The following is a 21116-nucleotide window of genomic DNA, read 5'->3' as shown; positions in this document are numbered from 1 at the left end:
ACAGCTTAACCCTATTCCACGTCATAGTTTTCCAATTTAGAGCCTGAAATCACCGATTGAGGTTCTTCCCATCTCGGTTTCCACAACATATAGTGGTTCGCAACAACGTGTGCGAAGCACGGCGGGACATGGGAATACAGGCATGGCACATATCATCGTAGTCGGAAACGAGAAGGGTGGCGCAGGCAAATCGACCGTGTCGATGCATGTGGCCACCGCACTGGCACGGCTGGGTCACAAAGTCAGCACGCTGGACCTGGATCTGAGACAGCGCAGCCTGGGGCGGTATTTCGAAAACCGCGGCAAATTCATGAACGGGTCCGAGGTCCCCTTGCCCAGCCCACGCCACCATGACCTGCCCGAGATCGACGCCTCCAAGCTGAAACCCGGTGAGAATATCTATGACCACCGCCTGTCCGCCGCCGTTTCTGAACTGGAAAGCGACAGCGATTTTATCCTAATCGACTGCCCCGGCTCGCATACCCGCCTCAGTCAGGTTGCGCATTCGCTGGCCGACACGCTGATCACACCGCTGAACGACAGCTTCATCGACTTTGACCTGTTGGCACGGATCGATTCAAAGGGCGAGAAAATCCTTGGACCCTCGGTCTATTCCGAAATGGTCTGGAACGCGCGGCAATTGCGGGCGCAGGCCGGGCTCAAACCCATCGACTGGGTGGTCGTGCGCAACCGCGTCGGTACACAGCGTATGGTCAACAAGGAAAAGATGCAGCGCGCGATCGAAATGCTGTCCCAGCGCATCGGCTTCCGTGTCGCGTCGGGCTTTTCCGAACGGGTCATCTTTCGCGAGTTGTTCCCGCGTGGCCTGACACTGTTGGACCTCAAGGATATCGGGGTCAAACAGCTGAACATCTCGAACATCGCAGCCCGGCAGGAACTGCGCGACATGATGAAGGAATTGAACCTGCCTGGGGTCGAGATCGACTTTTAGAAGTTGTTCTGACAAGGCGGTGCAACCAAGCCGTGCTACTCCACCCTTGCTCTTGCGCTGCCACTGACGCAAACTTGTTTGCGGAGGAGGTATGTCATGACATCCAAGACCGCTGGTTCCACGCCACCTGACAAACTGACGCCGCAGCAGCAGGCTTTGCCCAAAGTCAACAAAGTAACCGCCGGTGATATCACTGCGTCGCTGAAGGCCGGGTTTTCCGACTTTTTAGCTCGCCCCTTAATGAGCGGTTTCTTCGGCCTCTTCTATGCCGTTTTCGGAATCCTGTTTGTTTGGGGATTGGTCTGGCTCGGCAAGATTTGGATGATCATTCCCGCCATTGTAGGCTTTCCACTGGTCGCGCCTTTCGCCGCGGCCGGGCTTTATGAAATGTCCCGTCGGTTGCAAAAAGGGGAAAGCTTCGGCTGGTCTGAAATCCTCACCGTCATGGCCAATCAACGCAAGCGTGAACTGGGCTGGATGGCCTTTGTCACCCTGTTCATATTCTGGGTGTGGGTATATCAGGTGCGGCTTTGGCTGGCGATTATCCTGCAGAATGCATCCTTCTCGGATTTTGACGGGTTCTTGAACACTGTCTTCTTCACGCCGCAGGGCTGGACATTTCTGGCTGTTGGCACCTGCGTAGGAGGCTTTCTGTCGGCTGTGCTGTTCACGGTGACCGTCATCGCCATGCCCATGCTGCTGGACCGGGAAACAAATTTCGTTTCTGCCATGATAACGTCCATTCGCGTCGTCACGGAAAACCCGGTGGTCATGCTTAGTTGGGCGGCGATCATTTCGGTCACCATGCTGTTGTCGATGGTTCCGGCTTTTCTAGGCTTAATCTTCACTCTGCCGATCCTTGGCCACACCACCTGGCACCTGTATCAGCGGGCCGTTTCACCGGCAGAGAGCTAATCAATCCAGCCAGTTAAATGCCCCGGCTAGGCCTCGGCGGCATTGTAGACCGTAAACAACTCTTTCGGCTCGGACACACCCCGCAACATGTAACGCCCAACCGAGATCAAGTCCTGACCGCAAGGCTGAGCCGCGCGGGCCACATCATCCGATATCAGAATTCTCTGCCCCAGCGACCGGTGCATCCCAGCGATCCGTGCGGTCTGGTTTACTGCTGGCCCGATAACAGTGAAATCCAACCGGGTCTCGGACCCGATATTGCCATACAAAATCTCGCCCGCATGCAGGGCCAGAGTAAAGTTGGCCACTGGTAAACCGTTTGCCTTACGGCGGGCGTTTAGGGCCTCCATCCGCTGCTGCAACATCGGTACAGCCTTCAGCGCGGCGCGCGCGTCTTCGTCGATCTCGCCGACGTCGAACATCGCCATCAGCCCATCGCCCATGAATTTCAGAATATTGCCGTCATTGTCGTGAACGACACCAACGGCTACAGCCAGATAGTCATTCAGCATGTCGATGATTTCAGCACCCGGAAGCTCTTCGGAAAGGCTGGTGAATCCTTCCAGGTCAAAATTCCACATCACCGCATCGATCTGCTGCAGTGATCCCCGCCGGATTTCACCAGACAGCACTCGCCGTCCCGCATCGCGACCCAGATAGACCCGCATCAAATCCTTGGAAACACGCGCACTTGCAGCAGATTTCAGCGCCAACCCCAGATGGGGCAAGGCTGTGTGGATCAATTCCAGATCTTTGTCCTCGAACCCCTTGGGGGCGTTCGATGTCCAAGACAACAGCACCCCGTCCACCGCCTTTTTGGCGTCTTTCGGAGCGTTATGGGTGGGAACGTCAAAATTAACACCGGTGGCGTAATAGTCGGTCGCACCAATCTGACGCAGGTCGTTTAACAAGGGAAAACGGCTGGGCTCATTTTGATCGACCAGGCGTTCGCGGATCTCGTCTATCTCATTGTTCAAGATCGCAAACAAAGGGCTTTGCTGCCATTGTTCGCTGGGTTGCTCGGAATACTCAAAGGTCTCGGATTCTCCGCCCCTGCCCTCGTACCAGCTGAAGCCGGTCCCGCCGTAAACGGGATGCAAGGCCGACTGCGCGGCGTGAAAACGCATTAGCGGCACGCCAAGTTCCAAAAGTTTGTTGCAATAGCCATCCAGCAGCTCTTCTTTCGCTGCCCCTTCCAGGCCGCGTGTAACCAACCAGTCAATAAGATCATTGGATTTTGCCGTTTCGGCAGTCAGGGTTGTCATTTTAATATTTTTCCAGTGTCCGCTCTGGTTGTCATCTGGGGACCAGGGGCCGCGATTACCAGTGCTCAATCCATATGTGCCAGCCGCCGCAGCATATTGCGCAACAGCACGACTTCATCTGGGTTAAATTGGGCCGTCAGTTTTGCGTCATATTGCTCGGCAATACCGCTTAGCTCGCGATAGACGGATTGCCCCATGTGGGTCAACATCAGGTTTTCGACCCTGCGGTCTGTTTCACTGCGATTGCGCACCAGGTACCGGCGGGACTCTAACCTGTGTACTGCGCGGCTGATCTTGGTTTTGTGCAATCGGGCGCGTTCGCCGATCTCTTTGGCTGTCATCTCTCCATAATTGCCCAGGTGAAACAGAACCCGCCATTCGGTGCGCAGCATACCGTAACGATCCTTGTAGATCTGCTGGAACTCTAACGAGATTTCCTCGGCCGCGCGGTTCAGCAGATAGGGCAGGAAATCTTGCAGATCAAAGCCATCATTTTCGCTGAATTGATCATCTGTCATGCTTGTTAGTTACAAAAACAACTATTATTCCTCAAGCAGCAAATGGAGGAACACAGGATGAACCATCCGACTGATCCGCATAAAATGACCCAGGCCAGCACGCCCGTGGGCACCCATGCAGGCTATATGCCTGGCTTTGGAAATGACTTTGAAACCGAGGCCTTGCCCGGCGCGTTACCGCAGGGAATGAACAGCCCGCAGCGCTGCAATTATGGCCTTTATGGCGAACAGCTTAGCGGAACAGCCTTTACCGCCAACCCGCCCGAGCGGACGTGGTGTTACCGCATCCGGCCCTCGGTCAAGCATTCGCATCGCTACGAGAAGATCGACCTGCCCTATTGGAAATCCGCGCCTTGCGTTGATCCGGATGTGATCAGCCTGGGCCAGTATCGCTGGGATGCAGTGCCTCATTCCGATCAGGGGCTGACCTGGTTGACGGGCATGCGCACGATGACCACGGCGGGCGATGTGAACACGCAGGTGGGCATGGCCAGCCATATCTATCTGGTTACCGAGTCGATGGTGGATGCCTACTTCTTCTCAGCCGATTCCGAGCTGCTGGTGGTGCCGCAGGAAGGCCGACTGCGCTTTGCCACCGAGTTGGGGATTATTGATCTGGAACCTAAAGAGATCGCCATCATCCCGCGCGGACTGGTCTATCGCGTCGAGGTACTGGAAGGCCCCGCACGTGGCTTTGTCTGCGAGAATTACGGTCAGAAATTCGAGATGCCCGGTCGTGGCCCGATCGGCGCCAATTGCATGGCCAATCCGCGAGACTTCAAAGCGCCGGTGGCGGCGTTTGAAGACCGCGAGGTGCCCTCGACCGTGACCGTCAAATGGTGCGGGCAGTTCCACACCACGAAGATCGACCAAAGCCCGCTGGATGTGGTCGCGTGGCACGGCAACTATGCGCCCTACAAATACGATCTGCGCACCTATTGCCCGGTCGGCGCGATCCTGTTTGATCACCCCGACCCGTCGATCTTTACTGTGCTGACTGCGCCCTCGGGGCAGCCGGGCACGGCCAATATCGACTTTGTCCTGTTCCGCGAACGCTGGATGGTGGCCGAGGATACGTTCCGCCCGCCATGGTATCACAAGAACATCATGTCCGAGCTGATGGGCAACATCTACGGTCAGTATGACGCCAAACCGCAGGGCTTTGTTCCCGGCGGGATGAGCCTTCACAACATGATGCTGCCGCACGGGCCGGATCGCGAGGCGTTCGAAAAGGCCTCGAATGCCAACCTTGGCCCCGACAAGCTGGACAACACCATGTCCTTCATGTTCGAGACCCGCTTCCCACAACATCTGACGCCTTTTGCCGCCAACGAGGCCCCCTTGCAAGACGATTACATTGACTGCTGGACCTCTCTTGAGAAAAAGTTCGACGGAACCCCTGGCAAAAAGTGAGGCTGAGATGAGCTTTGATATCTGGATCACCTATGTCGTCACCGTCTTGCTGCTGATGAGCACACCCGGCCCCAGCCAATTGCTGATGCTCTCCAATTCCGCAACCAATGGCCTGAAACGCGGCGTGTTCACGGCAGCCGGAGACCTGACGGCCAATCTGCTGCAAATGCTGGCTGCTGGGCTTGGTTTGGCCGCGATCATTGCGGCATCGGGCACAGCGCTGGCGGTGATCAAATGGCTAGGCGTGGCCTATCTGGTGTTCCTTGGGGTGAAGATGATCGTAAAGGCGGACCGCAAGACCACGCAGACCGCGCCGCGCGCCAGCCGCAAGGCGCTTTGGATGCAGGGCTTTATTACTTCAGCAGCCAATCCCAAGGCTGTGGTGTTCTTCGCGGCCTTGTTCCCGCTATTCATTGACGGCGCGCTGCCGTTCTGGCCGCAATTCGCAATCCTCTCTGCCACCTATCTGACCATCGACGGGCTGTTTTTGACCGCCTATGGCGGCAGCGCCAGCTGGCTGGCTGCGCGGCTCAAGGGTGCAGCGCGGTTGTGGCTGGACCGGGCTGGGGGCGGGTTCATGATAGTGGCCGCGCTTTTGCTGGGGCTAAAATCCTTGCGCGACGCGCAATAGATCAGACAAACAAGGATCACAGATGCCTTTGATGAAATCCTGGGTGGCCTCGGCCAATGACGCGGCCCACCCTTTTCCACTGAACAACCTGCCCTATGGCGTGTTTTCGACCGGGGGCGACGAGCCCCGCTGTGGTGTCGCCATCGGAGACTTGATCCTGGATGTCACCACGGCCGAAGCCGAGGGTTTGATCGACCTGTCCGATGAGCCGCTGTTTGACCTGCCCTTCTGGAACCCGCTGATGGAGCAGGGCCCCGCCGTCTGGGCTGCCCTGCGCGATCGGCTGACAGATTTGCTGACCGAAGGGTCGGAAGAGCAAGACAAGGTCGAACCCCTGCTTGTCGCGCAGGCAGAGGCTGAAATGCACATGCCGTTTGCCGTCAGCGAATACACCGATTTCTATGCGGGACGGCATCACGCCCAGAATGTCGGAACCATGTTCCGCGGCCCGGAAAACGCGCTGCCGCCGAACTGGCTACACATCCCGATCGGTTATAACGGCCGGGCGTCGTCAGTTGTTGTCTCGGGTACGGACATTCGCCGCCCGTGGGGTCAGCTGAAAGGGCCAAATGACGACACGCCCCTCTTTGCCCCCTCGGCACGGTTCGATATCGAACTTGAGATGGGCGCCATCGTCGGCACCCCGTCGGAGGGTCCGATCTCGGTGCAGGAGGCGGATGACAACATCTTTGGCTACGTCCTGCTGAACGACTGGTCCGCGCGTGATATCCAGGCCTGGGAATACCAGCCTCTCGGCCCGTTTCAGGCCAAGGCCACGGCCACTTCGATCAGCCCGTGGATCGTCACCAAAGCGGCGTTGGAGCCGTTCCGCTGCGACACTCCGGAACGTGAGGTCGAACTGCTGGATCACCTGAAAGATTGCGGCCCGATGCTGTATGATATCGATCTGGAAATCTCCATGGCGCCCAATGGCAAGGCCGCCACAACCATCGCGCGGACCAATTACAAAGAAATGTACTATTCAGCCGCGCAGCAACTGGCGCATCACACCACATCCGGCTGCCCGATGAACACCGGCGATCTGCTGGGGTCTGGCACCATTTCGGGCCCAACCAAGCCCGAACGCGGCTCACTGCTGGAGCTAAGCTGGGGAGGAAAGGAACCCCTGACACTGGACAGCGGTGAACCCCGCAGTTTCATCGAAGATGGCGACACGTTAGAGTTGAAGGGCGCTGCCAAAGGTGACGGTTACACGATTGGCTTCGGCAATTGCACCGGAACCGTTCTCGCCGCGCTCGACACCCCATATGCACGATGAAACGTGCCCAAACGCGATTGGATCAAACGTGACCCTGAAAACTCTTGTTGCTTCTCTGATACTGGCCATCGGGTTCAGCCATTCGGCCTTGGCCGCCGATAATCAAGCCTTAGCCGAGGAATATGTGAACTTGCCGGATGTGCAATTGATGATGGACAACATGTTCTCACCCGAAGGTATGGCCGCACAGGTTGCGGCCACTCTTCCGCCGGGCGTTACTGTGACGGAGGATCAGTTGCAGCGTATCGGGGTTGTGATGTCTGGCGCGATGCAAAGCCTGCGTCCGAAATTGGAACAGCAGATGATCGACAGCAGCGCTGACTTGTTCTCGGCTGAAGAACTGTCTGCATTGATCGATTTCTACGGATCAGAGCATGGCAGCGCCATCATGGGCAAAATGCAGCCGTTCATGCAGCAAACCATGGGAGCCCTGTCCGCTGACATGCAGCGCGTGACGTTACAAGTCACACCTGAGTTGGCAAAGATCCTGCAGGAAACAAACTGATGGCAAAGGCCTTCGCCTCGCAATCGGATCTTTCTGAGAAGGCGATCTCGTTCACCGAAATTGGCAAGGGCCTATATGCCTTTACAGCGCAGGGCGATCCAAATTCCGGCGTAATCATCGGCGACGACAGCGTGATGATTATCGAAGCACAAGCCACACCACGGCTGGCACGCAAGGTGATCGACTGCGTGCGTTCGGTCACGGATAAGCCGATTACACATTTGGCGCTGACGCATTATCACGCGGTCCGTGTACTGGGCGCCAGTGCCTATGAGGCGCAGCAGATCATCATGTCGGACAAGGCCCGCGCCATGGTTGCCGAACGCGGGCAAGAGGATTGGGATAGCGAGTTTCAGCGCTTTCCCCGCCTGTTTGAAGGGCACGAAAGCATTCCCGGCCTGACATGGCCCACGACTTCATTTCGGGACAGGATGACTGTTTATCTGGGCAATCGCAGGGTCGACCTCATGCACCTGGGTCGCGCCCACACTGCCGGGGACATCGTGATTCATGTGCCAGACCAGAACGTGATGTTCACTGGCGACATCGTCGAATATCATTCCGCCTGCTACTGCGGTGACGGGCATTTCGGCGACTGGGGCGGTACGCTGGACGCAATCAAGGCGTTTGATCTGAATGCCATCGCCCCGGGGCGCGGAGATGCGCTGATCGGGGCAGACATGGTGAACGCAGCGATTGAAAGCACCCGCGACTTCGTCAACAGCACCTACCGACCGGCGGCACGGGTCGCTGCGTGTGGCGGCACCTTAAAACAGGCCTGGGATGCTGTGCGCGCTGAATGCGACCCCAAATTTGCCGACTATGCGATCTATGAACACTGTTTGCCCTTCAACGTCGCGCGCGCCTATGACGAGGCACGCGGCATTGACACGCCACGCATCTGGACCGCCCAGCGCGACCTTGAGATGTGGTCGGATCTGCAAAGTTAAGGACATTCCGTCGCATTTGATCCAGATCGTTTTGCGTCGGAAAAATCAATGAAAGCATTGGGCAAGGTCTCGGGCGTGGCCGCGTCAGAGGACAGGAGATTTGCGTCTTGCGCGCATATGTATCGGGGGAGAACCCATGAACAAGATTTTCGAAGTCCCACTTTACGCATACGAACGCAGCCCGGATCAGGACGCTGCCATCGCCATCCGGCACAAGGTCATTGTGGTCGGTGCCGGGCCGGTCGGGCTGGTCACTGCGATAGATCTGGCCCAGCAAGGTGTCCCGGTCGTGGTGTTGGATGACAATGACAAGGTCAGCTTCGGCAGCCGGGCCATCTGCTTTTCGCAACGTACACTGGATATTGCTAACCGTCTGGGCGCGAGTAGCCCCATGGTGGACAAGGGCGTGCAGTGGAATGTCGGCAAGGTCTATTTCGACAATCGCCAAGTCTATGAGTTCAATCTGCAACCCGACACGGGTTTTGCAAACCCGGCCTTCATCAATCTTCAGCAATACTATTTCGAAAATGCTCTGGTCGACCGTGTGCGGCAATTGCAGGCTTCGGGCGCGCCCATCGAAATCCGTGGGCGCAACAAGGTCGAGGCCATCGGCACCCATGACACTCACGTGGTGCTTGAGGTCGAAACCCCAGAGGGGCCCTATAACGTCGAAGCCGAGTGGCTGATTGCCTGCGACGGTGCCAGCTCTCCGACCCGTCGCATGCTGGGGCTGGATTTCGATGGCCGCGTCTTCGAAGACAACTTCCTGATCGCCGACGTGGTGATGGAAGCCGATCTCCCAACCGAGCGCTGGTTCTGGTTCGATCCGCCGTTCAATCGCGGGCAATCGGCTCTGTTGCACAAGCAGCCCGACAATGTCTGGCGCATTGATCTGCAACTGGGTTGGGACATCGACAAAGAGCGCGAAAAACGCCCCGAGAATGTCATCCCCCGCCTCAAAGCGATGCTGGGCGAAGATGTGGATTTCGATCTGGAATGGGTATCGGTGTATACGTTCCAATGCCGCCGGATGGAGCGGTTCCGCCATGGGCGCGTTCTGTTTGCCGGGGACAGCGCCCATCAGGTCAGCCCGTTTGGGGCACTTGGGGCAAACACAGGAATTCAGGACGCTGATAACCTGTGTTGGAAATTGAAACTGGTTCTGGACGGCAAAGCGCCCGAGCTTTTGCTGGACAGCTATAGCCGCGAGCGAGTGCAGGCAGCGGATGAGAATATCACGAAATCCAGCCGCTCGACCGACTTCATCACGCCGAAATCCCAGATGTCGCAACTGTTGCGGGACGCGGTTCTGGACCTCAGCGAACATTTCGAATTTGCCCGCCCTCTGGTCAATTCCGGACGGTTGAGCACGCCCTGCGCCTATCAGGGGTCTTCGCTCAGCTCAGCCGATGCACTGGACGGCCCGGATATCACGCGACCGGGCTCGGCCTGCCCGGATGCGCCGCTGGGCGATGAATTCTTGTTGCCAAAATTGGCAGGCAAGTTCACCCTGTTGACCATTGACGCCGACGCCCCCGAGCGGATCGAAGAAGACGGGGTTGAAGCCACCCGGCTTGCGTTGTCGGTCAAGGATGACCTGACGCTGGAACTCAAGCGTCGGTATCTGGGCGATGCCGCCAGCGCGGTCTATCTGATCCGCCCCGACCAGCATGTTGCCGCGCGGCGTGACAGCTACGAAGAAAACGCATTCCGGCAGGCGATCCGCCGGGCCACCGGCAAGGAGTAAGAAAATGACTGATCTGATCCTCACCCCCAATCTCGACAATGCCGATGATTTCTATGCCGGACTGCTGGCCGCCCATGACGGGTTGGACAAATCCGCAAGCGACGCGCTGAACGCGCGTCTGGTCCTGGTTTTGGCGAACCATATCGGGGACTCCGACGTGCTGAACCAGGCAGTCGAAGCCGCGGCCCTAAGAGAGACCTGAAACAATGGGCGAAGTGGTTCTTTTTGATTTCTGGCGCTCATCGGCCAGCTACCGTGTGCGCATCGCGCTGAATTTGGCGGGAATTGCCTATCGCCCTGTCTTTGTTGATCTAAAGGCCGGGGACCAGAAGTCACAAGACCATCTTGCGCGTAACCCGCAGGGGCTGGTTCCGGTGCTGGATATTGACGGGCTGCGATTGACGCAATCTTTGGCAATCATCGACTATCTGGATCAAAGCCGGGGGTTGGGCTTATTGCCTGCCGAGCCTGCATTGCGCGCCAAGGCAACGGCGCTGGCACACTCCATCGCGGTGGACATCCACCCGGTCTGCAACCTGTCGGTGGCGCAATATGCCACAAAGCTGAGCAACGGCGCCGAAGGGATGCCGGGCGATTGGATGCGCCACTTCATCCGACCCGGCCTGCTGGCGTTTGAAACGCTGCTGGCGGGATTTGACCAGACACCCTATTGCACGGGCAGCAGCCCAGGGCTGGCCGATCTATGCTTGATGCCGCAACTCTATAATGCGCGGCGCTGGCAGGTTGATTTGTCATACCTGCCCCGCATCCTTGCAGTCGAGGCCGCCTGTGCCGACCATCCCGCCTTTGCCGCGGCACATCCAAATGCGAATGCCCCTACTTAACCCGGCGCACAGGGTATGTGTGCCGATGAGGATAGGAATGGCTGCAAGTTCGACCTAGGTTTTCTGTGAAACAGATGGATGAGGTCGCCATGCCCGAGATCACCGGCTATCACGCCCATGTCTATTTTGACGCGGACACAGTGGATGCCGCACGACGGGTTTGCGAAGAAGCGGCAGGGCTGTTTTCTATTGATATGGGTCGCGTGCATGAACGCAATGTCGGCCCTCACCCACGCTGGAGCTGCCAGCTGGCCTTTGCACCGGACGCGTTCGATCAGGTCATTCCCTGGCTGATGCTGAACCGGCAGGGCCTGACCATCTTCACCCACCCCGAAACCGGACAGCACCTTGAGGATCATCGGGACCGGGCCATCTGGATGGGTGAGATGCTTGAGCTGAACCTTTCGATCTTTGACAAGATGGGCGCTTAGGTCAGCGTACGCGCCTGATCCCTCAGGACAAACTTCTGAACCTTCCCAGTTGAAGTTTTGGGCAAGGTTCCGAACACCACTGTCTTAGGCGCTTTGAAATGGGCCATGTTATCCCGGCAGAATGCGATCAACTCCGCCTCGGTCGCGGTGGCGTCAGGCTTTAGCTCGACAAAGGCGCAGGGGGTTTCGCCCCATTTTTCGTCCGGTCGCGCCACAACTGCGGCCTCCATCACTGCTGGGTGTTTGTACAGGATGCCTTCGACCTCGACCGACGAGATATTCTCGCCCCCTGAAATGATGATGTCCTTGGACCGATCCTTAAGCGCGATATAGCCGTCGGGATACATCACCCCCAGATCGCCCGAAGCAAACCAACCGCCGTTAAAGGCTTTGTCCGTTGCCTCGGGATTTTTCAGATAGCCCTTCATCACCACGTTGCCCTGCATGAAAATCTCACCCATGGTTTCGCCATCGGCAGGTACAGGTTCTAGCGTTTCAGGGTCGGCCACCATCAGGCCCGACAGGGCCGAATAGCGCACCCCCTGCCGCACCTTCAGCGCCGCGCGTTCCTGTGCATCCTTGGTGTTCCATTCGTCTTTCCAGGCGCAGACCACCGATGGGCCATAGGTCTCGGTCAGACCATACACATGGGTCACCTCGACCCCCATGGCTTCCATCGCTTCAATCACGGCGGCAGGGGGCGGAGCACCCGCAGTCATCACCTTGATCTGATGATCAAAGTCTTTCAACTCATCCGGTGCATGGGCCAGCATATTCAGCACAATTGGCGCGCCACAGAAATGCGTGACCTTCTCATCCCTGAAGGCTGCATAGATCGGCTCGGCCCGCACCGCGCGCAGACAGACCGAAACGCCCGCATTGGCCGCCATCGCCCATGGAAAACACCAGCCATTGCAATGGAACATCGGCAAGGTCCACAGATAGACCGCGTGTTTCGGCATATCCCAATCCAACAAGTCCGACTGTGCGTTCAGCGCCGCGCCCCGATGGTGATAAACCACGCCTTTCGGATTGCCCGTTGTCCCGGACGTGTAATTCAGCGTGATCGCGTCCCATTCGTCTTTGGGCAAGGACCACTCAAATTCAGGATCGCTGTCTGCCAGCAAGGCGTCATAGGTCAGGTTGCCCAACTTTTCTCCGCCCTCAAAACTGGCGTCTTCGATATCAATGACCAGCAGGTCGTGGTCGACCTGTTTCAGCGCCTCTTTCACCACACCCGAAAATTCGGGATCGACCAGCAGCACCTTGGATTCCGCGTGGTTAAGGATGAAGGCAATGATCGCCGCATCCAAACGCGTGTTGATCGCGTTCAAAACGGCACCGGCCATGGGCACGCCAAAATGTGCCTCGTACATTTCAGGGATATTGGCTGCAATAATCGACACAGTGTCGCCCTGCCCTATTCCACGTGCGACCAATGCGCCCGCCAGACGGCGGCATCGGGCATAGGTCTCAGCCCAGCTATACCGGCGATCACCATACACAACCGAGGGGTAATCAGGGTAAACCTGCGCTGTGCGCTCGAGAAAGCTCAACGGGGACAACGGCACATAGTTGGCCCGGCATTTGTCCAGATGACGCTCGTAAATTTGTGTGGCTCCCATCCGCTGATCCTCCCAATCGCGATTTGCGCGAATTGAGCACAAAGTTGAGCCCCTGACAAACCCGTAAAAATACGTCTCAGGAATGGACTGGCAATACGGGATGGTGCAATCTGGCCCTATCTCCGACAGGCCATTCAAGGTGATCTGAGCCATCGAAAACATCTGCCGGTTCGGGATAGCCCCTGCAATCCGTGCAACGAGCTTTATTGAAAGGACATGTCATGGACGGCACGTTCAACGAAAACGATCTTTCCCGCGTAGTCGAAGCCGACCGCGCCCACATCTGGCATCACCTGATCCAGCATAAACCCTTTGAAACCAATGACCCACGCATCATTGTCGAAGGCAAGGGCATGCGCGTTTGGGATCAAAAGGGCAAAGAGCATCTGGACGCCGTGTCCGGTGGAGTTTGGACCGTCAACGTTGGCTATGGCCGCGAATCAATCTGTAAGGCGGTCTACGAACAGCTGATGAAGCTGTGCTATTTCGCCAATACCGCAGGTTCGATCCCCGGTTCGATTTTTGCCGAAATGCTGATCGACAAAATGCCGGGCATGAGCCGGGTGTACTACACCAACTCGGGCTCTGAGGCGAACGAGAAGGCCTTCAAGATGGTCCGTCAGATCGCGCATAAGCGCTATGGCGGTAAAAAGACCAAAATCCTGTACCGCGACCGTGACTATCACGGCTCGACCCTGGCGACCATGTCGGCAGGCGGTCAGGACGAGCGCAACGCCCAGTACGGCCCCTTCGCGCCCGATTTCGTGCGCGTGCCCCACTGCATGGAGTACCGCAAGCACGAGCTGGACGGCGCGCCCGAAGAAAACTTTGGCGTCTGGGCCGCAGATCAGATCGAAGAGGTCATCCTGCGCGAAGGTCCCGACACCGTTGGCGCCCTGTGCCTTGAGCCGGTAACCGCAGGCGGCGGCGTGATCGAAGCGCCCGAAGGCTATTGGCAGCGCGTGCAGGAAATCTGCAAGAAGTACGACGTGCTGCTGCACATCGACGAAGTGGTCTGCGGCGTTGGCCGGACCGGCACTTGGTTCGGCTATCAGCAATACGGCATCAAGCCGGACTTCGTGACCATGGCCAAAGGCGTTGCCTCGGGCTATGCGGCGATTGCCTGCATGGTCACCACCGAGGAAGTCTTTGACATGTTCAAGGACGATGCCGCTGATCCGATGAGCTATTTCCGCGACATCTCGACCTTTGGTGGCTGCACCGCCGGCCCGGCAGCTGCGGTTGAAAACATGCGCATCATTCAGGACGAGAACCTGCTGCAAAACTGCACCGATATGGGTGACCGCATGATGGGCAACCTGCAGGCGCTGATGGAAAAGCACAAAGTCATCGGCGACGTCCGTGGCAAAGGCCTGTTCCTGGGCGCTGAACTGGTCGCGGACCGTTCGACCAAAGAGCCGATGGACGAGAAAAAGGTTCAGGCCGTTGTGGCTGATTGTATGGCGCAAGGCGTCATCATCGGTGCCACCAACCGCTCGATCCCCAGCCGCAACAACACGCTGTGCTTCTCGCCCGCGCTGATCGCAACGGCAGATGACATCGACCTGATCACCGACGCCGTCGACGGCGCGCTGGGTCGTGTGTTTGGCTAAGTCGCTGCACAAAGCTAATGAAAACCGGCGCTTTCGGCGCCGGTTTTTTTGTTTCTAAACCATGGTTTGCCAATTTCCAGAACTCGGGTAGCCTGATGGCACCCTTTGCAGGAGATCGCCCCATGACACTCAACCTTTTCCGCAGCATTGCCGCCGCCCTTGTGCTAGCCCTTGCAGCCCCTGCCAGCGCCGAAGACGGCAGCGGCTTCCCTCAGATCGTCGGCACATGGCATGGCACCTATCTGGTGGCCTTCGCCAAATCGAACCCCAACCACGAGAAAGGCCTGCTGCAGACCGAGATGGAGTTGGAAGTCACCAAATTGGACGGCAACCTTATCACCGCCACCAACCGCTGGCGGCGCATTGGGGACAAGGAATGGATCGTCGAAGAGGCAATGGGCACCTTCAGCCTGGACGATCCGACCCGCTTTGTTCTGGCCGAGGCCGGGATTTCCGGGGACGATGTCTCGGCTGGGATTTTCAATGGCGTCTATCTGGATGATGTGATCATGGTCACTTATGCTGGACCGGGGACCGGCGTGGCCTTTGCGGCACAGTTGGTGAAGAAGGGCAACTAGCCACGCCGAATGCGTTAGACATGAAAATGATAAACTAAGTTTTCCCCAATCCTGTGCATGATGCATTTCATTCCTCTTGCACGATCACGTAAGTTTGCTCTTACCGGGAGTTTGAGAATGAAGGCTGACAGCAGCTTAAAATGCTACTCCGTGTATCTTTCACTGGCTCTAACCTTCATCTCGGCGTGCTCAACAACACCAAAAAATGAAGAACCGCCGTTAACAGTGATGCCTTCGACTGGAACGGTTGAGTTCAGGCAACTTGCTTCTGTTTTCAGTTCGACTTGCCTTGCAAGTTTTCCAGACACCCAAAAAACAATCGAACAGTTTGAAAAACTTGGCTTTCAGGAAGTCGAATCCAAACGACCGTCCGAGGGGAATTACTGGCAACTTGTCGGCAATAGAATGCAAATAAACTCTACGGTAGGCCAGCGGGTTATAATCCTCACCGGCACCCGAAGAGCGGGCAATGGTTCTACTATACAAAATGTTTGTAACGTCCGAGCTGAATTGAAGAATCCCGAGACCCACAGTGATACCTCTCTCGTTTTCACTATGCTGAGCGGTAACGAAGTCTCCTTAAATCCGATCGACGGACACGAGTTTTCCAAATCAGGGGAGTTGCTGACTCAGGATGGCATTGCGAACGTTAGTTTCCGACAGTCGCGATGGATAAACAGAACAACTCAAGGGCGTCTACCCGAAGAATGCAATGGCCTTTCTGACTGTATCACCTGGGGCGAGGCAACGCTTGAAGTGTGGGTGAACACTGATGAATGATGCTTTCAAACGGAAGATATCGTTGCAGCCCAAAATGGGTTCAGGGCCTACCTAGCCAGGGTTCAGCTGCAAAAAAAGGCCGCCCCAAAGGGACGGCCTTTCATTCACTGTCTCTTTTCAGAGGATCAGGCAGTCAGAGCGGCCTGAGCTTTGGCGACGATCGCGCCGAACGCTTCCGGTTCGTGCACGGCCAGGTCGGCCAGAACTTTGCGGTCCACTTCGATACCGGCCAGGTTCAGGCCGTTGATGAAGCGGGAATATGTCAGTGCTTCGTCATGCGAACGGACAGCAGCGTTGATACGCTGGATCCACAGCGCGCGGAAGTTGCGCTTGCGGTTCTTACGGTCGCGGGTTGCGTACTGGTTGGCCTTGTCGACGGCCTGACGGGCAACCTTGAAGGTGCTCTTGCGGCGGCCATAGTAACCTTTGGCTGCCTTAATGACCTTCTTGTGACGGGCGTGAGTTACGGTTCCACCTTTAACGCGGGACATCTCTTAATCTCCTCTTAGCGGTCGTAGGGCATGTAGCCCTTGACGATCTTGGCGTCGGGGGCGGACAGGGTGGTGTTGCCACGGGCATCGCGGATGAATTTCTTGGTCCGCTTAATCATGCCGTGCCGTTTGCCGGCCTGGCCAGCAAGGACCTTACCGGTCGCAGTCACCTTAAAGCGCTTCTTGGCGCTCGACTTTGTCTTCATCTTAGGCATTTCCGTCTCCTTTCGGGGTTCGGTACTTGACGCGACTCGGCATGCCACATTGGCCGGTCACGCGATCAGAAGCGCCGTTTACGCAAGTTCTTCCATACTGGCAAGGGGGTTTTGACCAGAATCTGCGCTTTTCGCAGGGTGGTCAGGCACCGGGGCAGCGTTGGCTGCCCCGGTGGATTGATTTAGTGCTCGAATTTGCGGATTTCGCCGCTTTTCAGGCGGGCTGCATAGCTGGCCAGCTCTTCGCGCACTACTTTCATCAGGAAGTAGAGCGCAAAGACGTTCACAACCGCCATTGCAAAGATCGCCGCATCCGAGAAGTCGATGACCGGACCAAGGTTGGCCGCCGCGCCGATGACAACGAAGATGCAGAAGATGACCTTGAACACCAGCTCTTTGGTGTGTCCTTCGCCGAACAGATAAGTCCAGGCCTTGAGACCATAATAGGACCAACTGATCATGGTCGAGAAGGCAAACAGAACCACCGCGATCGCCAGAACATAGGGGAACCAGCTGAACGCACTGCCAAACGCCGCAGACGTCAGGCTAACACCCGAATTACCGTCAACGGTGGCAATAGCCGAACCATCTTCGGTCAGCATGTAAAGACCGGTTTCCGGGTCGATGATCAGCTGCTGAGTGATGATGATCACCAGTGCAGTCATTGTACAAATCACGACCGTATCGATGAACGGCTCAAGCAGCGACACGAAGCCCTCGGTGATCGGCTCTTTGGTCCGCACGGCCGAGTGGGCAATCGCCGCAGAACCAACGCCCGCCTCGTTCGAGAACGCCGCACGGCGGAAGCCCTGGATCAGCGCCCCAACCATACCGCCTGCGATGCCGAGGCCAGTGAAGGCACCCGCAAAGATCTGGCCGAAGGCCCAGCCGATCTGGTCTGCGTGCATAATGATGATCACTAGTGCTGCCGCCACGTACATAACACCCATGAACGGCACGACCTTTTCGGTGACGCGCGCGATGGATTTCAGGCCGCCCACGATCACTGCGAACACGATACCGGCAAAGACCAGGCCTGTAATCCAGCCCGGATAATCCCCGACAATGCCTGCAATCTGTTGGTGCGCCTGATTGGCCTGGAACATGTTGCCCCCGCCCAGCGCGCCAAGAATACAGAAGATCGAAAACAGAACAGCCAGGATCTTACCGCCCGGCAAGCCCAGCTCACTGAACCCTTTGGACATGTAATACATCGGGCCACCGGAAACGGTGCCGTCGTCGTATTCGTTGCGGTATTTCACGCCCAGCGTACACTCAGTGAATTTCGACGCCATGCCCAGCAGGCCCGCGACGATCATCCAGAACGTGGCACCCGGCCCGCCGATCCCGACGGCCACCGCCACACCAGCGATGTTGCCCAAACCGACCGTTCCTGAAAGCGCCGTGGCCAACGCCTGAAAATGGCTGACCTCACCCGCATCGTTGGGATCGGAATAGTCACCTTTCACAAGGCTGATCGCGTGACTAAAGAACCGCAGCTGCACAAAGGCAAAATACAGCGTGAACACTGTGGCCGCGACGACCAGCCAACCCACGATCCAAGGGAAGCTAGTGCCCGGAAACGGGGCAAAGATAAAGCTAACGAACGGCCCGGTGAAATCAGCAAAGGCTTGGTTGATCTTGTCGTCCAGACCCGGCGCCTCTTGGGCCAAAGCGGGGCTGGCGAACAGGGCAGCCGCTGTGGCAAAGCCCAGTTTTTTAAGCATATTCATTCTCGTCCCTCCGCTCAGTTCACAACGGTGACCGGTACATCGGCATGCATGACCAGATTCTGGGTCGAGCTGCCAAAGAGCCGTTTCTTGAACCCATCGGCCGAGGCGCGTCCGACGACGATCTGGGTACCACCGTTTTCGACTGTGATCGCGTTCAGCGTTTCAGCCACGTCACCATGGCGTACAATGCCATGGGCCGTAAAACCGTCCGCGTTCAAAGCTTCCACCGCAGGGGTGACGATCCGTGTCGAGGCCAATTCGACCTCTTCCTCGCGCCGCTTATGGCGCAGAGCATTTTCTTCAGGTGTTTGAAAAGTAAATGGGGACCATTCGATCACATAAACCACAAGCAACTCGCATGAACCGATGCGCCCTGCCAAATCCTTGGCAAAAGCGATCGCGCGCTCCCCGGTCTCTGTCCCGTCCAGTCCAATGACAATTTTTGTTGTCATGTCGGTTCTCCAATTTTTTTTCGTTGGGTCGAGGCCCGTGCCCTCGACAAGACAGCCAAACTTGGAACACATTGACGCAGCTGTCTTCAGATAAGTATCAGGAATAATCACTAGGAATTGGGGATTATTTTAGTCTATATTCAGTGAAAAATGTCGTCTTGCGCTAAAATTTCAGGGATTTTTACTGATCGATAGAGAATTGGACAAAATAGACCAACGCATCCTGCAAGAGCTGGAAATCAACGGAAGGTTATCGATCGTCGATCTTGCGGCACGTGTCAACCTGACCAATACCCCCTGTTCCGAGCGGGTCAAGCGCTTGGAAAAAAACGGGTACATCAAAGGCTATTGTGCCATCGTCGATAAAGAGCGAATGGGGCTAGCCTTGGTCACGGTTGTCCAGGTTTCACTGGCCGCGACGGCTGAGCAATCTCTTGGCAGGTTCAATGACGCTGTCCGCAATATTCCAGAAATTGAAAGCTGCTTAATGGTGGCGGGATCGTTTGACTATCTCCTGACAGTCCGCACGCGGGATATCACGCACTTCCGCGATATCCTCGGTGAGAAAATTAATAAGCTGCCTGGAATTCACCAGACCAGCTCATTTACTGTAATGGAGATCGTAAAAAGCCCTGTCGCTTGACAAGTGACCTGTCTGCCATGAGGCAGCATGCACGTTGACGCAAGTTCATCAGCCCGGATCTGTGTTGTATATCAGGCGTTCGTCACAGGGCGCAATACGCAGGATATTAGTGGTTCCGGGCACGTTGAATGGCACCCCAGCGGTCACCACAATCTGATCGGTCTCGGTCGCAAACCCACTGGCGCGGGCAGTGCGGGCGGCATTGACAACAGCACCCTTAAAGCGCTCAAGCTCGGGCGTCATCACACAATGGCAGCCCCAGCTCAGGCACAGGCGCCGTGCTGTTCCGGTGGCGGGCGTCATGGCGATGATCGGCACACCGGGACGTTCCCGCGCGGTCAACAGCGCCGTTGTGCCGCTTTGGGTAAAGCAACAAATGGCCTTGATGTCTGTCTTTTCAGCAATCTCACGCGCAGCTGCCACGATCCCGTCAGCAATTGTGGTGCCCTTTGCGGTGCGCGAGGCGGCGATGATCTGGGTGTAGGTCGGATCGGCCTCGACCTCGATAGCGACCTTGTTCATGGTTTGCACGGCCTCTATTGGATACGACCCCGCCGCTGATTCAGCGCTGAGCATGATGGCATCAGTGCCTTCATAAATCGCTGTCGCGACGTCCGAAACCTCGGCTCGCGTTGGCATCGGGCTTTCGATCATACTCTCCAACATCTGAGTGGCCACGATCACCGGCTTAGCCGCCGCGCGGCATCGTCTTACCAGCCGTTTCTGGATCGGCGGTACGGCTGAAACCGGCAATTCGACCCCCAGGTCGCCGCGGGCCACCATGATCCCGTCCGAGGCATCGAGGATTTCGTCAAATGCCTCAACTGCCGCAGGTTTTTCGATCTTGGACAGGATTGAGGCCCGGCCATCAGCCAGTGCCCGGGCCTCAAAGACGTCCTTGGCGCGCTGAACAAAGCTCAACCCCAGCCAGTCAACGCCCAATTTACAGACAAACTCCAGATCATCGCGATCTTTTTCAGACAGCGCGGCCAACGGAAGAACCACATCGGGGACGTTCACACCTTTCCGGTTCGATATCGTGCCTCCGACCTCCACCGTGCAATTGGCGAATTCTTTGCCACAATCCTGAACGATCAGGCGGATTTTGCCGTCATTGACCAACAGCCGCGCGCCCGGTTCAAGTGCGGCGAAAATCTCGGGATGCGGCAGACAAACGCGGCCTCTGTCCCCCGGAGTAGCGTCAAGGTCCAGACGGAAGGCTGCGCCCTCTTCCAGTTCTTCGGCGTCATTGGCGAACTCACCCACGCGCAGTTTGGGCCCTTGCAGGTCAGCCAGAATCGCAATCGGGCTTTCCAGATCCTTTTCCACCTGTCGGATGATCCGGTGACGTTCGCGAATCTCATCATGGCTGCCGTGGCTCATGTTCAGACGAAACACATCTGCCCCGGCCTCGTGCAGCGCACGGATGGTGTCATAATCATTGGACGCCGGTCCCAGCGTCGCCACGATTTTTACATTCCTCAGGCGTCGCATTGGTATTTCTCTCCTCACGTCTTTTGTCTGAATCGCACAAA

The 21116-nt window shown here is 57.0% G+C and carries 23 protein-coding genes; 15 read left to right on the top strand and 8 right to left on the bottom strand.

What is annotated here, in order from left to right; translation table 11 throughout:
• The first annotated feature begins 142 nt into the window (after positions 1-142).
• Together ACR0B0_RS12115 and ACR0B0_RS12110 are read left to right on the top strand one after the other, a co-directional pair.
• A complete protein-coding gene (locus ACR0B0_RS12115) occupies positions 143-952 on the top strand; it encodes a division plane positioning ATPase MipZ (RefSeq protein ID WP_170350312.1) in 810 nt (269 codons plus the stop codon).
• 96 nt (positions 953-1048) lie between these two features.
• Positions 1049-1867: a DUF2189 domain-containing protein gene (locus ACR0B0_RS12110; RefSeq protein ID WP_480647966.1), complete on the top strand. Its 819-nt coding sequence runs from the start codon at positions 1049-1051 to the stop codon at positions 1865-1867.
• A 26-nt stretch (positions 1868-1893) separates the two neighbouring features.
• Here ACR0B0_RS12110 and ACR0B0_RS12105 read toward each other — a convergent pair whose 3' ends face one another.
• Together ACR0B0_RS12105 and ACR0B0_RS12100 are read right to left on the bottom strand one after the other, a co-directional pair.
• A complete protein-coding gene (locus tag ACR0B0_RS12105; RefSeq protein ID WP_170350310.1) occupies positions 1894-3132 on the bottom strand; it encodes an adenylate/guanylate cyclase domain-containing protein in 1239 nt (412 codons plus the stop codon).
• A gap of 65 nt (positions 3133-3197) precedes the next feature.
• Complete coding sequence (locus ACR0B0_RS12100; protein WP_170359952.1) at positions 3198-3650, bottom strand: MarR family winged helix-turn-helix transcriptional regulator; 453 nt, start codon at positions 3648-3650, stop codon at positions 3198-3200.
• A gap of 57 nt (positions 3651-3707) precedes the next feature.
• Between ACR0B0_RS12100 and hmgA the strand changes: the two genes are divergently transcribed.
• The 9 genes from hmgA (at position 3708) to ACR0B0_RS12055 (ending at position 11451) form a co-directional block, all read left to right on the top strand.
• A complete protein-coding gene (gene hmgA, locus ACR0B0_RS12095; protein ID WP_480647964.1) occupies positions 3708-5063 on the top strand; it encodes a homogentisate 1,2-dioxygenase in 1356 nt (451 codons plus the stop codon).
• 7 nt (positions 5064-5070) lie between these two features.
• A complete protein-coding gene (locus tag ACR0B0_RS12090; protein ID WP_480647962.1) occupies positions 5071-5694 on the top strand; it encodes a LysE family translocator in 624 nt (207 codons plus the stop codon).
• Between the two features lie 22 nt (positions 5695-5716).
• A complete protein-coding gene (gene fahA, locus ACR0B0_RS12085; RefSeq protein ID WP_480647960.1) occupies positions 5717-6973 on the top strand; it encodes a fumarylacetoacetase in 1257 nt (418 codons plus the stop codon).
• A gap of 28 nt (positions 6974-7001) precedes the next feature.
• Positions 7002-7478, top strand: coding sequence for a DUF2059 domain-containing protein (locus tag ACR0B0_RS12080; RefSeq protein ID WP_480647958.1), 477 nt, complete (start codon positions 7002-7004; stop codon positions 7476-7478).
• Positions 7478-8428, top strand: a complete 951-nt coding sequence (locus ACR0B0_RS12075; protein WP_170578303.1) for an MBL fold metallo-hydrolase — start codon at positions 7478-7480, stop codon at positions 8426-8428. The genes ACR0B0_RS12080 and ACR0B0_RS12075 overlap by 1 nt, the downstream gene beginning before the upstream one ends.
• Before the next feature lie 136 nt (positions 8429-8564).
• Positions 8565-10175, top strand: coding sequence for an FAD-dependent oxidoreductase (locus ACR0B0_RS12070; RefSeq protein WP_170350303.1), 1611 nt, complete (start codon positions 8565-8567; stop codon positions 10173-10175).
• A gap of 4 nt (positions 10176-10179) precedes the next feature.
• Positions 10180-10377: a DUF2783 domain-containing protein gene (locus ACR0B0_RS12065; RefSeq protein WP_170350302.1), complete on the top strand. Its 198-nt coding sequence runs from the start codon at positions 10180-10182 to the stop codon at positions 10375-10377.
• Positions 10378-10381: 4 nt separating this feature from the next.
• On the top strand, positions 10382-11020 hold the full coding sequence (gene maiA, locus ACR0B0_RS12060; protein ID WP_170350301.1) for a maleylacetoacetate isomerase: 639 nt from the start codon (positions 10382-10384) through the stop codon (positions 11018-11020).
• An 89-nt stretch (positions 11021-11109) separates the two neighbouring features.
• On the top strand, positions 11110-11451 hold the full coding sequence (locus ACR0B0_RS12055) for a DOPA 4,5-dioxygenase family protein (protein ID WP_170350427.1): 342 nt from the start codon (positions 11110-11112) through the stop codon (positions 11449-11451).
• On the opposite strand, the gene ACR0B0_RS12050 is transcribed toward ACR0B0_RS12055, so the two are convergent.
• The gene (locus ACR0B0_RS12050) at positions 11448-13076 is read right to left on the bottom strand and encodes an acyl-CoA synthetase (RefSeq protein WP_170350300.1); all 1629 of its coding nucleotides are present in this window, start codon (positions 13074-13076) and stop codon (positions 11448-11450) included. The two genes, ACR0B0_RS12055 and ACR0B0_RS12050, sit on opposite strands and share 4 nt — an antisense overlap.
• A 221-nt stretch (positions 13077-13297) precedes the next feature.
• Here ACR0B0_RS12050 and ACR0B0_RS12045 point away from each other — a divergent pair, with 221 nt between their 5' ends.
• The 3 genes from ACR0B0_RS12045 to ACR0B0_RS12035 all read left to right on the top strand — a co-directional run bounded on the left by ACR0B0_RS12045 (position 13298) and on the right by ACR0B0_RS12035 (position 16047).
• A complete protein-coding gene (locus ACR0B0_RS12045) occupies positions 13298-14689 on the top strand; it encodes an aminotransferase family protein (protein ID WP_480647955.1) in 1392 nt (463 codons plus the stop codon).
• A 122-nt stretch (positions 14690-14811) separates the two neighbouring features.
• Complete coding sequence (locus ACR0B0_RS12040; RefSeq protein WP_170377416.1) at positions 14812-15267, top strand: hypothetical protein; 456 nt, start codon at positions 14812-14814, stop codon at positions 15265-15267.
• 117 nt (positions 15268-15384) lie between these two features.
• Positions 15385-16047, top strand: coding sequence for a hypothetical protein (locus ACR0B0_RS12035; protein ID WP_170411440.1), 663 nt, complete (start codon positions 15385-15387; stop codon positions 16045-16047).
• Between the two features lie 125 nt (positions 16048-16172).
• On the opposite strand, the gene rplT is transcribed toward ACR0B0_RS12035, so the two are convergent.
• The 4 genes from rplT to ACR0B0_RS12015 form a co-directional block, all read right to left on the bottom strand.
• Positions 16173-16538, bottom strand: coding sequence for a 50S ribosomal protein L20 (rplT, locus tag ACR0B0_RS12030; RefSeq protein ID WP_152457001.1), 366 nt, complete (start codon positions 16536-16538; stop codon positions 16173-16175).
• Between the two features lie 14 nt (positions 16539-16552).
• Positions 16553-16753, bottom strand: coding sequence for a 50S ribosomal protein L35 (gene rpmI / locus ACR0B0_RS12025; protein WP_010443552.1), 201 nt, complete (start codon positions 16751-16753; stop codon positions 16553-16555).
• A 182-nt stretch (positions 16754-16935) separates the two neighbouring features.
• On the bottom strand, positions 16936-18486 hold the full coding sequence (locus ACR0B0_RS12020; RefSeq protein WP_170350296.1) for an alanine/glycine:cation symporter family protein: 1551 nt from the start codon (positions 18484-18486) through the stop codon (positions 16936-16938).
• A 14-nt stretch (positions 18487-18500) separates the two neighbouring features.
• Positions 18501-18938 (bottom strand): universal stress protein, encoded by a 438-nt coding sequence (locus ACR0B0_RS12015; protein ID WP_170350295.1) that lies wholly within the window; start codon positions 18936-18938, stop codon positions 18501-18503.
• 199 nt (positions 18939-19137) lie between these two features.
• Here ACR0B0_RS12015 and ACR0B0_RS12010 point away from each other — a divergent pair, with 199 nt between their 5' ends.
• The gene (locus ACR0B0_RS12010; RefSeq protein WP_174818870.1) at positions 19138-19581 is read left to right on the top strand and encodes an Lrp/AsnC family transcriptional regulator; all 444 of its coding nucleotides are present in this window, start codon (positions 19138-19140) and stop codon (positions 19579-19581) included.
• 48 nt (positions 19582-19629) lie between these two features.
• Here ACR0B0_RS12010 and pyk read toward each other — a convergent pair whose 3' ends face one another.
• Positions 19630-21075 carry a pyruvate kinase gene (pyk, locus tag ACR0B0_RS12005; RefSeq protein WP_170350294.1) on the bottom strand — a complete coding sequence of 482 codons (1446 nt, stop codon included), beginning with the start codon at positions 21073-21075 and terminating at the stop codon, positions 19630-19632.
• Positions 21076-21116 lie beyond the last annotated feature (41 nt).

It is taken from the genome of Ruegeria sp. BA12, from assembly GCF_056539625.1.
The sequence above is the reverse complement of the archived record's forward strand: the minus strand, read 5'-3'. Positions and strand labels throughout refer to the sequence as shown.